The 15,694-nt window shown below is 68.0% G+C and carries 12 protein-coding genes; 2 read left to right on the top strand and 10 right to left on the bottom strand.

The annotated features are described in order from the left end of the window. Positions 1–20: 20 nt before the first annotated feature. Entirely contained in the window at positions 21–1,559 is a 1,539-nt protein-coding gene (locus tag BTH_RS11715; RefSeq protein ID WP_011401583.1) for a M81 family metallopeptidase, read from the bottom strand. After that, complete coding sequence (locus BTH_RS11720) at positions 1,556–2,863, bottom strand: MFS transporter (RefSeq protein ID WP_009894322.1); 1,308 nt, start codon at positions 2,861–2,863, stop codon at positions 1,556–1,558. Before BTH_RS11720 ends, BTH_RS11715 begins: the two co-directional genes overlap by 4 nt. Before the next feature lie 128 nt (positions 2,864–2,991). Between BTH_RS11720 and BTH_RS11725 the strand changes: the two genes are divergently transcribed. Beyond that, positions 2,992–3,906, top strand: a complete 915-nt coding sequence (locus BTH_RS11725) for a LysR family transcriptional regulator (protein ID WP_009894323.1) — start codon at positions 2,992–2,994, stop codon at positions 3,904–3,906. Between the two features lie 328 nt (positions 3,907–4,234). Here BTH_RS11725 and BTH_RS11735 read toward each other — a convergent pair whose 3' ends face one another. Next, complete coding sequence (locus BTH_RS11735) at positions 4,235–6,361, bottom strand: hypothetical protein (RefSeq protein WP_009894325.1); 2,127 nt, start codon at positions 6,359–6,361, stop codon at positions 4,235–4,237. A 693-nt stretch (positions 6,362–7,054) separates the two neighbouring features. Here BTH_RS11735 and BTH_RS11740 point away from each other — a divergent pair. Next, positions 7,055–7,432, top strand: a complete 378-nt coding sequence (locus tag BTH_RS11740) for a DUF3175 domain-containing protein (RefSeq protein ID WP_009894327.1) — start codon at positions 7,055–7,057, stop codon at positions 7,430–7,432. Between the two features lie 401 nt (positions 7,433–7,833). Here BTH_RS11740 and BTH_RS11745 read toward each other — a convergent pair whose 3' ends face one another. The 7 genes from BTH_RS11745 to BTH_RS11780 form a co-directional block, all read right to left on the bottom strand. Beyond that, positions 7,834–8,730, bottom strand: a complete 897-nt coding sequence (locus BTH_RS11745) for a MipA/OmpV family protein (protein ID WP_011401586.1) — start codon at positions 8,728–8,730, stop codon at positions 7,834–7,836. A 299-nt stretch (positions 8,731–9,029) separates the two neighbouring features. Beyond that, positions 9,030–9,674, bottom strand: a complete 645-nt coding sequence (locus tag BTH_RS11755; RefSeq protein WP_009894334.1) for a hypothetical protein — start codon at positions 9,672–9,674, stop codon at positions 9,030–9,032. Positions 9,675–10,296: 622 nt separating this feature from the next. Continuing rightward, positions 10,297–10,503, bottom strand: a complete 207-nt coding sequence (locus BTH_RS35125) for a hypothetical protein (RefSeq protein ID WP_226813809.1) — start codon at positions 10,501–10,503, stop codon at positions 10,297–10,299. A gap of 125 nt (positions 10,504–10,628) precedes the next feature. Beyond that, complete coding sequence (locus BTH_RS11765) at positions 10,629–11,528, bottom strand: NAD(P)-dependent oxidoreductase (RefSeq protein ID WP_009894339.1); 900 nt, start codon at positions 11,526–11,528, stop codon at positions 10,629–10,631. A 118-nt stretch (positions 11,529–11,646) separates the two neighbouring features. Beyond that, entirely contained in the window at positions 11,647–12,996 is a 1,350-nt protein-coding gene (locus BTH_RS11770) for an LLM class flavin-dependent oxidoreductase (RefSeq protein ID WP_009894341.1), read from the bottom strand. Positions 12,997–13,258: 262 nt separating this feature from the next. Beyond that, a complete protein-coding gene (locus BTH_RS11775) occupies positions 13,259–14,074 on the bottom strand; it encodes a 4'-phosphopantetheinyl transferase family protein (RefSeq protein WP_009894343.1) in 816 nt (271 codons plus the stop codon). 125 nt (positions 14,075–14,199) lie between these two features. Beyond that, on the bottom strand, positions 14,200–15,453 hold the full coding sequence (locus tag BTH_RS11780) for an MFS transporter (RefSeq protein WP_025370015.1): 1,254 nt from the start codon (positions 15,451–15,453) through the stop codon (positions 14,200–14,202). Positions 15,454–15,694: the final 241 nt, after the last annotated feature.

A 15,694-nucleotide genomic window follows, 5' to 3' on the forward strand; every position in this document is an offset into this window, starting at 1 on the left:
CTCGCCTCAATGCATCCGTCCTATAGCCGCATCTCTCCCGTGATCCCGTCCGCATGCGGCGCGTGCCGCCCGCCGCAGCCGAAGAACGGCGCGCCGCAAGGGCTCGTGCGCATCCCGTCGGCAAGCGACGTCCAGCGCAGGTCGGCCGGGTCGGCGGCCATCCAGCCGCCCGCTTTCGCGATCAGCACGCAATCTGCGATCGCATCGAAATCCGCCCGAAAATGGACGGAACTCTTGTTGACCAGAATCTTCATCGTCTCGGGCGCGATGCCCGCGATCCGATAGAAGCTCCGGTCGGTCATCTGCACGCGCGCCGACGTGACGACGACGCGCACGTCGCCGATCCGCAGGCACGCGGTCGGGCCGAGCTCGAACGTCGCGCCCCTGAGCATCGGGCCGTTGCAATGGCAGCGGCCGTTCGACAGCGACTCGACGCGAAACGTCCCGGTGAACGGCAGCCCGCTGTCCGCGCCGAGCGTGATCTCGACCGACGCGCCGAGCCCCGCCGCATGCGCGGCGCACGCGGCGGCCGGATCGAAGAAGAGCCCGAGCGCCGCGTCGGGCGCGCGGTGCCTGACGAGCGCGCGCAACAGCCCGGTCGTGTTCGAGCCGCCGCCCGCGCCCGGATTGTCCTGCGTGTCGGCGATCACGACCGGCTTGCGCGCGCGGCGCGCGATCCGGATCGCTTCCGTCACCGCATCGTCCGCCGACATGAAGGGCACCGACCACTGCGCCTCGGCCGACACGACGTGCTCGTACAGCGCGTCGACCGCGCGCGCGAGCTGGACGGGGTCCGCGCCGTAGCCCCAGATCGTCGGCCCGCATTCGGGGAAGTCCGCGGCCGGAAAGCCGGGCGCGAACGACAGCGAACGCACGCTGCCCGTCTCCAGCCGCTCGAGCAGCCTGAACAGGCTCTTCGAAGGCTCGAGCGACGTGCACATCGCGTTCACCGGAATCAGGAACGGCACGCGCCGCGCGCTGCTGAAATGGCGGTGGCGGCCACGCCTGCCGAGCAGCGCGTCGAGCAGCGCGACCGCGCGGCGCCCGGTCTCCGCCATGTCGACGTGCGGATACGTGCGATACGTGACGAGCCCGTCCGCGCTGTCGAGCATCTGCTGCGTGACGTTCGCGTGCAGATCGAGCGACGCGACGATCGGCACGCGCGCGCCCACCGTCTCGCGCAGCCGGCGCAGCAGCTCGCCTTCGCCGTCGTCGTAGCGCTCCGTCGCCATCGCGCCGTGCAAGTCGACATAGATGCCGTCCGCATCGCGCCGCTTCGCGGCATCGACGATCTCGCCCGCGATCCGCTCGAACGCGACCGAATCGACGCGGCCCGACGGCGTCGCGTCGGCCCAGGTGGCGGGCAGCGCGACGTGGCCGGCATCGTCGAGCGCCGCGAGCGCGCCCGCCACGGGCAGGTTCATGCCCTTGAGCCGGCCGATCTCGGCGCCGCGCGACAGCGGATAGCGGCCGCCGTCCGCCGCGAAGCTCGCGTAGGTCGCCTTGCTCGGTGCGAACGTGTTCGACTCGTGCCGGAATCCGGCGACCAGGATCTTCATGATGCGGCGGCGCTCCATTTGTTCGCGTCGGCGCGGTTCGCGAGCAGCACGATCGCACCCGAGACGAACAGCCCGACCATCACCATCAGCCCGGCCTGCAGGCTGCCCGTTGCGGTCTTGATCCAGCCGATGATCGTCGGGCTCACGAAGCCGCCGAACAGGCCGATCGAATTGATGAGCGCGATGCCGCCCGCGGCGACGTCGCCCTTCAGGTAATCGGCGGGAATCGCCCAGAACACCGCATACGACGAATACATCAGCGCGGTCGCCGCGACGAGCGCGACCATCGCGACGACGAACCGGTCGCCCGCGAGCACGGTGCCCGCGAGCGCGGCCGCGCTCAGCAGCAGCGCGATCGCGCTGTGCCGGCGCCGCTCGCCGCGCTTGTCGGACAGCCAGCCGATCACCTGCATCGCGACGATCGCCGCGAGATACGGCAGCGCGCTCAGCGCGCCGATGTGCAGCAGGTTCTTCACGCCCGCGCCGCGCAGGAGCGTCGGCAGCCAGAAGCTGACCGCGTACAGGCCGCAGATGATCGCGAAATAGGAAAACGCCATCGCATAGATTCGTGGATCTTTCAGGACCTCGCGAAACGCGGTGTGCCGGCTCGCCGCGCGCGGCGCCGAGGCGAGTTCGCTCAGCAGGATCGCCTTCTCGCTCTCGCTCAGCCACTTCGCGTCGGCCGGCCGCTCGCTCAGCGTGAAGAACAGCATGACGCCGAGCAGCACCGCGGGCAATCCCTCGAGCAGGAACAGCCACTGCCAGCCGGCCAGACCATGGGCGCCCGCGAGCTGCGTCATGATGAGCGTCGATACCGGCCCGCCGATCACCGCGCCCACCGGCCCCGCGCACAACAGCATCGCCATCGCGCGCGCCATGCGCGCCTGCGGATACCAGCGGGTCAGACAGAACAGCATGCCGGGGCTGAAACCCGCCTCGAACACGCCGAGCAGAAAACGCAAAACGTAGAACGTCGTCACGTCGGTGGCGAACATCATCGCGGCCGACGTCAAGCCCCACAACACCATGATGCGGCTCAGCGTGAGCCGCGCGCCGATGCGGGTCAGCCACAGATTGCTCGGCACCTCGAACACCATGTAGCCGAGAAAGAAGATTCCGGCGCCCAGGCCATACACGGCCTCGCTCCATCCGAGGTCCGTCTGCATCGCGAGCTTCGCGAAACTGATGTTGATGCGATCGATGTAGGCCGTGATGTAACAGACTGCGAGAAACCCGAGGATGCGGATGTCGACCTTTCGATAGATTCGCGAGCGCGCGTTTCCGGAAGCGTTCTGTTCTCTCATATGGCCCGTTTTGGAATCTGCGTGCGCGTACTCCTGCGCTCATTTGTCGTGGCCATTATCTCCATACTGTATGATCCCAGTGACAGCAACTTTGGTGTACAGCCGTTGCTTTGCAGAGCAACAAGCGTATGGATCAATCGTTTCAAGTCAACCTCAACCGCCTTCGCTACTTCCACGCGATCCTCGAGCACGGATCGATCCGCGCGGCGGCTGAACGGCTGAACACCGCGCCGTCCGTCGTCAGCCGGCAATTGCAGCTGCTCGAGAGTGAAATCGGCGCGCCGCTGTTCGAGCGCCGCCAGCACGGCATGATCGCGACCGAAGCCGCGACGCTGCTCGTCGAATACACGCACGCGTGCCGAATCGGATTAGAGCAGTTCCACGAATCGCTTCACGGCGAATTGCGCGGGCGCGTCGAAATCGCATTGACGGTCGGTTATGTCGAAGACCTGATGGATTCCGTCGTCACCGAGTTTTTGCATCGGCATCCGCACGTGGCGGTTGAATTGAACGTGCGCACCGCGGATGGCGTCGTAGATGACGTATTACGCAAACGTGCGCATATCGGCCTCACGTACAATCCGTCGCTGCCGCCCGAAATTCGCGAATGCCTGAGCGTCGCGCATCCGACCTTTCTCGCGGTCGCGCCCGCTCATCCGCTCGTCAAGCGCGGCGGGCCGCTCGAATTGCGCGACGCGGTGCGCTATCCGCTCGCGCTGATGCCCGCGCCGTATTTCGGCGTCGGGCAGATCGTGCACACCGTCGCGCACGCGGAGAACATTCCGCTCGCGCCGCGGCTCGTCACGAACTCGGTGCCCGCGATGCGGCGATTCGTGCGCTCGGGCAACGGCGTCGCGTTTCTCACGCGTCTGTTGATCGAGGACGATCTCCAACGCGGCGAGATCGTCGCGCTGCGCATGCGCAATCCGCTGTTCAACTCGCCTTGCGGCAAGGTGCTCGTGCACAACGAGCGCGCATTGCCGCGTGCGGCCAACGAGATCCTCGCGCGAATCGTGAGGGATTTGCCGTCGTTCAAGTCTTGAAGCGGCGCGCCGCCCGTGCGGCGCGTTCCCGGCGCTCCGACGGATTGCTTCCATTCCCGATGCATTTCCATTCCGCCGCGTCGATCGCCTATCGACCGGAAGCGATTCGTTGCAATGTCCGGAAAAACGACGCGCGCTCTTCCGCGAGTCGACACGCGCGCGCATCGGATGACGAACGTCTTCGGCGCACTCAGCGGCGGTCGCGTTGCACATCGCGCATCAGGCTTTCACATGCTGGACGGCATCGTCCGCTTGCCGGCGTATCGCGTCGAAGCGCGAAAGCGGAACGCGCGAGCCGCCGGCGACACACTGCGCGCGGCCCGCAGCGCTATTCGTGCATGAACACGAGCGGCTTCGCGCCCACTTCCAGGCACGCGTGCATGAACCCGCTCAGCAGCCAGAACATCTGCAGCACCGAAGGCTGCGCCTTACCCGTCTTGATCTTCGCGAGCTCGCCTTCCACGGCCTTCTTCGAATAGTTCGGCACGACGATCGCCACTTCGTAGACCGCATGCGGATCGGCCGCCGCGGCATCGAAGCGCTTCTTGATGTCGGCCTTGGCCGGCAGTTTCCCCAGGCGCCGCAGGCGATCGATACTGCTACTGGACGGCAGCGCGCACGTCTTCGACACCCACGTGTCGTACCGCCCGGAAAATTCCGGGTCGCTCGTGGAAATGCGCAGCCTCGCCAGATTCTTGATCGCCTGCCCGACGACTTCCTCCAGATCCGAGGCGCTGAGCGACGGACTCGTCTGTACCGCGACCGTCGGGCTGACGTGAGAAGGCAACGCCTTCTTCGCCTTTCTGGCCTTCCTTGCTTCTTCCGACTCGATCTTCTGCACCTTCGCGTGCATCCAGCGGATGCGCGGCGCGGCGCTGTCCAGCTCGATATAGTCTGCCCATTCGACGGTCGAGTCGTCGCAGATCAGCGCCGAATGGCGAAGGGCGAGCGCGCTGTCGGTCTCGATCACGTGAAAGCAGCTTTGCGTCTGAAACGACGTCGATAGTCGATGCGTCTCGCCTTTCTCCGAATGCACGCCGCCGAGTGCGCGAACGCCGCGAAAAATGCCCGCGAGCTGCTTGGTCGCGAGCGTCAGGCTATCGCTTCCGTAAGCGCCTTCCGAGCAGAACAGCGCGCGCCCGCCGTCGAACACGGCCCGGAACGCGCGGCTCTGGTTCAGGATCTCGTCCAGCCGGCGGCGCTGCGCATCCTTCGCCGTCCCCACGTAACCCAGCGCCGACGGCAATATGACCTTGCAGGTTCGGCTGCCGACTTTCAGCTTGACGCGATCGGTCGGCTTCAAGCCCGGGATCGACGGCGTACTCGAGGGGTAGAACGCCTCGGAAAAAGGCTTGCTCCGGTCGATCGGCGCGCCGCTGCCGTCGAGCCCCTGTCCGTCGATGACGAATGTGTCGCTGACGGCATCGAGCGCGTCGTCGAGCGTTTTCCAGGTATCGGGCGCGCCTCTTCCGGCCACCCAGGCGAGGCCCGTGAGCTTCGCATATTCGCCGATCGCCTCGGCGAACGCGCGCCGCTCGATCAGCACGCTCGACGGCGTCTTGTCGAGCAGGCGCGCGATCGGCTGCGCGAATTGCGAGAGAAACGCCGAAGACGTCTCGCTCGCCGTGCTCGACCGGCTGAATCCGACCGCGCGCTCCGCTGCCCAGTGGATCACCTTGTCGAGCGGCAAGCGCGACGTTCCGGCGCGCACGCGCTGCCGATGCGGCGACACGTCGAAGCGCCGCACGCCGCCGCCGTGCGGCACCGCGAGCGTCATCGAACCGGCGATGGTCCGATGCAGGCCGAGGCTCGACGTCGCCGCGCCGACGTCGTACGCGTCGATCGTCTTGCGCCGGATCTCGCCGCGCGACGCCGCCATCATTCGCATGCTCATGCGCTCGATGCGCGTCGCGTCGGGCTGCACGAACGGCTCGATGAACGCCGGCGGCCCGATTTCGACGCACCGCTCGCGCAAGCCGTGGTCGAGCGGATCGTCCGACAGTTCGCGATAGAGGTACAGGTAAGCATCGGTGTCGCCATCACGAACGGGTTGCAGATTCAACTCCAGAAGCAATACGTGCGCGAAGCGCGCTTCCGCCACGTCCGCGTCCGGCGCGAGGAGCGGGGATCTGAGAAACGACCGCGTGAGCGACGACAGCGTCACGCCAACCGTGACGCCGTCTATTTGCAAATCGGCGCGTTTCTCGCGGATACAGCGCACGCTGACCGGCTCGAACGCATGCACCGCCGCTTCGTTTCGCTCGGCGAACTTCGCCGTTTGCGCATCCAGCGCCGCCTCGATGCCGTTGAACGCGCCGGTCACGCACGGCTTGTCCAGCGCGCGCTCGAGCACATAAAACTGCCCAGAACACGGCAGCCTGATGCACGCCCCGATGTTGGACGGCGACAGGGCCGTCGCCGTCGCGCCTTTTTCATTCTTGTCCGTTTTTTTCATCCCCGTTCACCCGTGCCTGTTCGCCCATACGGGCCCATGCCGCGCGGCTCGGTCATGTCTATTTCTTCTCGGGGTTCGAACCGGCAAAATCGCCGCGTCTCGTTTCCCTATATCCAAACCGCGTCAAAACCGATTCACCGGAATTATCGTCGATTCATCCGTTCACGCATTTCCGCTGCATCAAAATGTTCGGTCGTTTCCGCCATGCGCGCGTTGCCGACGAATCCGCGCCCACCGCAGCGATCGGTCATGCGTAAGCGCCACGTAAACGGCGGGATGAATGAAGCGGGCATTTTCGTCGCGGACGTTGTTTGAATCGTGCGTCGATATGGATATTCGACTCGACAAAATCAACGCCGCACACGATTGATCCGATTTCCAATACGGTTTGTGCAAATGCCGGCGCGAGCCATATATTGAAAGCCGGGGCGCCGCCGCGCTGTTGCCCGGAGGCCCAAGCCGAGGGCCGACAGGAACGCCGGTGCTCGCCGTTTCGATTCGAGGCCGCCCGCCTCGGGAAGGCGTAAGCGATGCGGATATTCGATGCGATCGCCCTGCTGCTCTCGCGCGTCGCCGCCAGGCGGACGCGCTCCGTTCATTCCGCCGGTTCGCCCGGCTTCGCGCGCGCGGCGCGGCGGACATGCGCCGCGCGCCGCGCGCGCGAAGCCGGCGGCGTCAAGCTGTGAGCGCGCGATGGCTGCCCGCAACACACCCGCCCGCAAGCAGGCCCCGCACAAGACCGCGCACCGGCCGCCCGCGTCCGGCCGCAAGCGTGCCCGCGTCGCGCAGGAAAAGTCCGGCCGCTACTGGTCGAACGACGTGACGGAGCACAGCAACGCGCTCGACCTCGAACCCGACGTCTTCAAGTCCGACGACCCGGAAGCGATCGCGCAATCGCTGAAGCGCTCCGCGCTCGAGAGCACGCGGCGCAAGGCGAATCCGTTCCAGTCGGCGATGTCGATGCTCAATTTTTACGTGAACCGTGCGGGCCGGAATCTTCCGAAAGCGCGCCGGATGACGCTCGAGCGCGCGAAGCAGAAGCTGCGCGAAGCATTCGGACGCAAACCCTGACGCGCGCCGCGCGTTACGCGGGCACGCCGTCCGCGCGCGCCTCGCGCGGCCAGACGCGATGCCCGGACAGCGCGTCGAAGCGCTTCGCGCCCCCCGGTCGACATCCGCCGCGTGCCCGACGCACGCGCCGTCGCCCTGCTTGGGCAGGCGCGCGGCATCACGGCCGGGTTGAGCGCAACGGTCCATTCGTTGCGCGCCCGCCGCGCCGCCGAGCGGCGGACCGATCGAGAAAGGCGACGACGATATCGTGCAGGTGCTGCAACAGCCATTGCGCCGCGTCCGCTTTCCGCTTCAGGGTCCGCTCGCGGCAAGGTCGAAGGCCGAAGACAAAGCACCGAGCGCCCGCGCCGAACGCCAATCCGCCCTGGGCCCTCGGGCTCCGGCCCGTTGCGTCCGCGCCGCTAGAACTGGTAGTTGATCGATACGTCGACGACCGCGTTCGTCGAACGCTGCGTGAGCGGGCTGCGTGCGGCGCTGCCGACGAGCTGCTCCACCGCGCCGTCGGCCGTCACGAACCAGTGCTTCGTGACGAACCACACGAGCGTCACGCCGCCGCCGAACGATTTCACGCCCGCGCTCGGCGCGTAGCGCGGATGCCTGGAGCGCGCGGCCTGCGCATCGTTCACGCCGAACCAGCTGTTCATGTAGCGCGAATCGGCGAACGTGACGGCCGGCCCCGCGAACCAGTAGAACGTCTCCGAGCTGCCGGGCAGCGGCATGTAGGCGGCGAGATCGGCAACCCAGCCGTTCGCGCCGCCGACACTGCGCCGCACGTCCGCGCGCAACACGAGCGGGAACGCGCGCGAGATCACGTAATCGGCCGACAGCTTGATCACCGCCGCCGGATTGATGTTGCCGATGCCCGTCAGATGGCCGCGATCATCGGCCTCGCGGCGGCCGAGGTCGTAGCCCGCCGCGAGCGTCGCGCGCCAGTTCGGCCCGCGCAGTACGTTGACGCCGATCCCCTCGCCCGTCGACACGAACCATAGGTCGCGATAGCGGACATCGAACGTCGGCCCGGCCATCGGCCGGTACTGGTTCGAGCCGTCGTAGCGCGGCTGCAGCGTCGCGGCCGCGCCGACCGAGATCTGCCATGTCTGCGGGCTCGGATTGAAGAGCTTGTCGAGCGGCACGCCGGCCGAATACTGCCATTCGGAGAGCGGCGATGGTGTCTGCGCGTGGGCGGATACGGCCGCCGCGCACGCCGCGCAGACGATGCCGCGCGCGACGCGCCTGCGCGCGGCCACGCCGCTCGCAGCGGCGGCTCCCAGGACCGGAACGGCTCGTGCGTCGCTCATCTGCTGTCCTCTTTGTTCGTTTTGTTGTCGGCGCCGCGCGCATTCGCGCGAATGACGCGCGTGGCCGGCACGCGGCGAAGCGATGCCGCCGTCCGGCCCGCCATCCAGTGTGCACGCATACGGCCCGTTATGCGAGCCCCCGCGCGCGGTGCACGGCAGGCGGCATCAATGATCGCCGCCAGACGCGCTCGGCGCGGGCGGCGCGCCGTTGCCGTCGGACGGCGTGATGGCGGCCGGAGCGGGCTCGATTGCGCACCATGCGCCGCTACACGTCCCGACTGCATCCGCCGCGCATTCGCTCACACATCGCGCTCGATTCGGTCTGCAAGCAGATGCAGCGCGCGCGAGACCTGTCGCCCGAAGTAGTTCGGCCGCTCGCGCTCATACGCGCGCAACAGCATCGTGCACTCGCGTTCCGCCCAGCGCCAGTGCGGCCCCTGCTTCGCGAACGCCGAATGATCCCGCAGCTCGGCGGGCACCGTGTGCTCGTCGTCCCATCCCCACCAGTAAGTCCCGCGCGAGCCGGTGAACGGCACACCGATCATGCTCGCGACCATCGCGTCATGACGCATCGTAAAGTCGATGACCTCGGTTCGCGTGCGCCCGTCGGCATCGGTGTGACGCGCCTCGATCCAGCAGTGATAGCGCGCGAGCTGCGACAGATGCCTGGCTGCCCTGCGCCGTTCGCGCGTCGAGCAAAGCACGAATAGGTTGCCGCCGCCGAAATCCATCACTTCGCCGCCCGCGACGGGCCGGTACCGCGCGCCGGTCAGCATGCTCAGCACGCGCGCGCCGACGATCGCGTAATCGGCGCAGCGCATGTAGCCGTTCTTCGTCGTCGCCTCGGACACACTGCGGTGCACGACTTCGTCGATGACGGGGTGCAGCGCCGCGTGGATCGGCGCGGCGAGGATCGGGGGGCTCGTCTCGGGTTCGTGTTGCATTGAGGCTGGGCGCATGCGCGACGGCTGTCGGCGGGGTTGGCGGCCGCAGGATTATTACTTTTCGTTACAGTCGGCTGTGTCGAATTTGGCGAAGGTTTGTGTGCTTTTGTCGTCGCGGACGAGCGCGGCGACGCGCGCACCGGCAAAGGCTCTCGCCATCCCGCGCGCGGCAGCAACGGACGGGCCCGACGCGGGCGAGGCGCCGGCGGAATCTGTCCGTCGTCTTCGCGCAAGCCGTTCATGACCCTGAAGGCGTGCGGGGTCATCGCCGGCGCTCACGGCGGCGGAACAAGCACTGGTTCGCGCTCATGTGCGGCGTGGGCGTGCTCGCGCCGCAGGTGCGGCTGCCGTATCCGCGTTGCGCGCGCTATCTGATCTGAAATGGCTGACCGTCGCGCTGTTCGCGCACGTGATCAAGACGCGATCAAGGCCACACTCGTCGATGTCCATAGGGCAGCGCTCGCGCGTGCTGATCGCGCGTGCATCGCGTTCGGCGTCGCGCCGTGCGCCAGCCCGATCGATCCGTTCAAGGCGCGGTACCGGGCGCGCGGCGCTCGACGGCGTCGCGAAGGTGCCGATGCGTCGGGAAGCGGAAGATGGCGCAGCCTGCGCCACGCGATCACTATCGCGACATCGCGCCCACGCGGCGCGCATGTAACGCATATCGCGCATACGTCGCGTTCGGCGGATAGACGACGAGGCCCGGCTCGCCGAACGGCGGCTCATACGTCATCACGAAAGCGGTCACCGCCATCCGCTCGCCGAGCGTCTCATGGTCGAGCTCGTAGCCGCGCGAGCGTAATTCTTCGACCGCGCGCGTCAACGCCATCCGATAGCGAGCACGCGCCGCTTCCTCGGCGGGCGGCCCGCCGCCGGGAAGCGGCGCTCGCGCGAGGCGCCGAATCCGATCCGCGCGCCGCGAGGGCATCGTGCGAACCCGCCCGATCGCGCGCGTCAACTGCCTGCGTAACGCGCGACGCTGCGCGCCTCGATCGCATGCACGACGGCCGCCATGTCCGCTTGTCCATGCCCGAGCGCCTCGGTCTCCCGATACAGCTCGCAGCAGACTTCGAGCAGCGGCGCCGAAAGATGCGCGCCGTGCGCGGCCTCGGTCGCGAGCCGGCTGTTCTTGAACACGTCGGTGATCGACGCCTGAACCTCGTAATCCTCATTGACGAGCTTGTCGATCTTCACGCGCGACACGCTGCTCGCCATCGGCCCCGCGTCGAGCACCGCCTGGAACTGCTTCATGTCGAGCCCGAAGCCGCGCGCCGCGTGCGCGGCCTCGGCAAGCCCCGTCACCATCGCGATCAGGAACGTGTTGACCGCAAGCTTCATCAGCAGGCCGGTCGGCACCGGCCCCGTCACGACGATCTCGCGGCACATCGGCGCCAGCAGCGCCCGCACCTCGTCGACGGCGGCCGGCTCGCCCGCCAGCATCGCGACGAGCTGCCCGGCCTCGGCCGGCTTGCGCGAGCCGGACACCGGCGCCTCGACGTAGCGGCCGCCCGCCGCGCGAATGTCGGCCTCGAGGCCGCGCGAATACTCGGCCGACACCGTCCCCATCTGGACGATCGTGTGTTGCGCGACGTTGCTCGCGAACGCGGGCTTGCCACGGTCGAGCACCGCGTCGATCGCGGCGTCGGTCGCCATCATCAGGATGACGATGCGCGCGTGCCGATAGACGTCGGCCACCGAATCGACAACTTGCGCGCCGGCCGCGCGCAACGGCTCGCAACGTTCGCGCGTGCGGTTCCACACGACGAGCTCGGTTCCGGCTCGCGCGAGATTGAGCGCCATCGGCTGCCCCATCACGCCGATGCCGACGAAGCCTACTTTCATGATCGCCTCCATGAGTTCGCCGCCGCCCGCGGGCGGCGGCGCATCGACAGGTTGCGGGCGATCGGAGCGCTACAGTCGGCCGCGCGCCCGGCTTGGCGTGGCATGCGGGCCGCGCCGGCGGCCAGTTTAGCTAAATTGCCGCAACCTGTGCGTCGTGCGCGTAGCGACTCTCCTTGTAAGGCAACCCGAGATGGTCGCGCAGCGTCGCGCCGCGCCGCACCGGATCGAAGTAGCCGCGCGCGGTCAGCACGGGCAGCACGCGGTCGACGAAATCGTCGAGCCCGAAGCCCGTCACCGGCAGGCCGAGCATGAAGCCGTCGGCCGCGCCCTCGTCGACCCACCGGATCATCTCGTCCGCGACCCTGGCCGGCGTGCCGATGAACGCCTCCGACGTGCCGATGTTCGAGCGCCGCGTCGACACTTCGTACGCGACCTCGCGCAGCGTCAGCTTGCGCTCGCGCGCGAGACGCTTGATGTTGTCGGTCGTCGACTGGAAGCCGTCGTTGCCGAGATCGCCGATGTCGGGGAACGGGCCGTCGAGCGGATACACGCTGAAGTCGTGCTGCTGGAAGAAGTGACTGAGATACGCAAGCGCCTCGCGCGGCGACAGCAGGTCGCGCACCTGCCGATACTTGCCGTCCGCGTCTTCCTGCGTCTCGCCGACGATCGGGCCGATGCCCGGAAACACCTTCACGTGATCGGGATCGCGGCCGGCGGCGGCCGCCGCCGCCTTCACGCGGCGATAGAACACGCGCGCTTCGTCGAACGTGCTGCCGTTCGAGAACACCGCGTCCGCGCAGCGGCCCGCGAAAGCGATTCCGTCATCCGACGAGCCGGCCTGGAAGATCACCGGCTGCCCTTGCGGCGAGCGCCGGATGTTCAACGGCCCCTCGACCGAGAAGAAGCGCCCGCGATGATCGAGACGATGCAGCTTGTCCGGATCGAAGAATTGGCCCGTCGCGCGATCGCGAACGAGCGCGTCGTCGTCCCAGCTGTCCCACAGGCCCTGGACGACGTCGAGATGCTCCTCGGCGATCGCGTAGCGCTGCGCGTGGTCCGGATGCGGGCGGCCGTAGTTCTTGCCCGTGCCCTCGATCGACGACGTCACGACATTCCAGCCCGCGCGCCCGCCACTGATCAGGTCGAGCGACGCGAACTGCCGCGCGACGTTGTACGGCTCGCTGTACGACGACGACATCGTGCCGACGAGACCGATCTTCGACGTGAGCGCCGCGAGCGCGGACAGCAGCGAGATCGGCTCGAAGCGGTTCAGGAAGTGCGGCGCCGATTTCGGCGTCACGTACGCCGAATCCGCGATGAACGCGAAGGCGATGCCGGCGTTTTCCGCGCGGCGCGCGCGATCGACGTAGAAATCGAAGTTGATGCTCGCGTCCGGGGGCACGCTCGGGTGTTTCCATGCGTTCATGTTCGCACCCGCCCCTTGAATCAGGACGCCGAAATGGATGTGTTTTCTGGTCATGGGAAGGCTCTATCGAAACGTTCAAACAGCGCGCGCGAACGCGGCGGCGGAACACGCCGCTCGGGCCGCGCGCCCAGGAAGGCCGCGCGCCACGTCGCGGCCTCGCGGCGCCGCCGCGCGACGAACCCGGACTTCGTCGCGCGGCGGCGCCTGTCTCGAACGGCGGGCGGACGTCGCCCATCAGTTCGCGATACTAAATAAATTCCATCGACCGAGCCATGCGCGGCTCGGTCGTTCTGCTTTCGGTGCGCGCGCTGCGCGCTCAGTTCGGCGTGGCGGCGTGGCGCGCGTTCGCGGCCGGATCTGGCACGATCTCGCGCATGCGGATCTCGAACGGGCGCGCCGCCGCGTGCGCGTCGCGAATCCCGAGCGCCATCTGATGCTCGGCGCCGACGTCGAGCAACGCGAATTGCCAGTGGCTCGAGTCGTCGTCGACGTGTGGATCGAATGCGATGCGAACGGGCTGCGCGGGCAGCGCGAACGAGAACTCGCCGAGATCGATCGACAGCCCGACGCCGAGCGCCTTGATGTACGCCTCCTTCAGCGTCCACAGCTCGAAAAAGCGCGTGCGCCGCGCGTCGGGCGGCAGCGCGAAGAACGCCGCGCGCTCGCTCGCCGAGAAATGCGACGCGGCGATGCCGTCGAGATCGTTGCTGCGCGCGCGCTCCTCGACGTCGATGCCCGCATCGGCCGTTCGCGTGACGACGCACGCGACGATGCTGCGTGCGTTCGACAGATTGAAGCGCAGCGGCGGCCGCGCATCGCCCGCGTCGATTTCCGGCCGGCCATGCGCGTTCGCACGGAACCGCCATTGCGCGGGCGCGACGCCGTCGACGTACGCGGACAGCACGGTGCGGCACAACGCGCGCGTCACGAGGTACTCGAGCTTGAGGTGATCGAATGCGAAGCGTCCGAGGCGTTCGCGCTCTTCGGCGCTCAGCAGCGCGCGATAGCGCTCGCGCAACGCGGGCGTGTCGCACGCGGCGGTGCGCGCGTACCACACGTGCGCGTCGCGATCGCCAAGCGGCAGCGCGAGGGATGCGTTCATCGTCGGGAAGGTCGTCGAGGCGTTCGTCATTCCGGTTGTCGTATCGTGCGCGAGCAGTTCGCGCGGGTAATCAGGCCCATGTCCACGCCGGCGGTCGCAATTGCAATCGCAATCGCGTTCGCGACGCCGCACCCGCGCCGGATCGGCGCGCCGCGTCACGCGCGCGCGACCGCCGCGCCGCCGTGCGCGGGCGCGTCGTTGATCGGGAAATGCAGCAGCGCCGCGAACAGCCCGGCGAGCGCCGTCGCGCCCCAGATCAGCGAGTAAGATCCCGTCGCGTCGAACACGTAGCCGCCGAGCCACGAGCCGAGAAACGAGCCGATCTGATGGCTCAGGAAACACACGCCGAACAGCGTGCCCAGATGGCGCGTGCCGAACACCTTCGCGACGAGCCCGCTCGTGAGCGGCACGGTGCCGAGCCACGTAAGCCCCATGATCGCCGCGAAGGCGACGACCGACGCATCCGACTTCGGCCCGAGGAAGAACAGCGCGATCGCCGCGCCGCGAATCAGGTACAGCCAGCCGAGCACGTGATGCTGCCGGTAGCGGCCGCCGAGCCAGCCGCACGCCCAGCTGCCCGCCATGTTGAACAGGCCGATCAGCGCGAGCGCGGTCGCGCCGAGTCCGACCGGCATATGGCACAGCAGCAGGTAGTTCGGCAAATGCGTGGCGATGAACGCGAGCTGGAATCCGCACGTGAAGAAGCCGATGGTCAGCAGGCAATAGCCGCGATGCCGCATCGCGCGCGACAGCGCCTCCTTCAGCGACACGGCCGCCGTCTCGTGCACGGCCGCGTGGCTGCCGCGCGTGTTCCGGTCGAGCAGCACGCCGAGCGGCGCGATCGCGATCAGGCAGCCGGCGAGCACGAACAGCGACACCATCGTGCCCGAATGCGACGTGAACCACTGCGCGACCGGCACGAGCGCGACCTGGCCGAGCGAGCCGCCCGCGCTCGCGATGCCCATCGCCATGCTGCGCTTGTCCGGCGGCGCGCCGCGGCCCACCGCGGTCAGCACCACGCCGAAGCTCGTGCAACTGATCCCGATGCCGACGAGCACGCCCATCCCGAGCACGAGCATCGCACCGGACGGCACGACTGCGGCGATCGCGAGGCCGAGCGCGAACACAACCGCGCCGAGCGCGACGAGCGGCCCGGAGCCGTAGCGATCCGCGGCCGCGCCCGCGAACGGCTGCGCGACGCCCCAGACGAGGTTGTGCAGTGCGATCGCGAACGCGATCGTCGTCACGGGCAAGCCGTGGTCGAACGAGAACGGCCCGATGAAAAGTCCGAAGGTTTGCCGCACGCCCATCGCCGCGCTCATCACGAGCGCGCCGGCGATCACGGCGATCATCATCGGGTTGAACAAACGTGGGGATCCGTCGCGTCGATGCGTTTCGGGTGCAAACATGTCCGCTCCTGTTATGGCGGCCATCCGCGGCGCGAGCGCGGCGCGGACGAGCGCGATTCGTTTTAGTCGATACGGCGTCGCATCCTCGATCGCACGGCGCACGCGGGCGTGCGGGCGTGCGCCATCGCGAACGCAATGGCGCGTCGCGCGGCAAGCGGCATGCCGCCGGCCCTCGGATTCGCGCGACGATTTCGCTTGGCGCTCGCACGGCACGCGAGCGTCTGAGCGATCGAAGACTTTG

Origin of the sequence: Burkholderia thailandensis E264, assembly GCF_000012365.1 — a bacterium.
Lineage (GTDB): Bacteria > Pseudomonadota > Gammaproteobacteria > Burkholderiales > Burkholderiaceae > Burkholderia > Burkholderia thailandensis.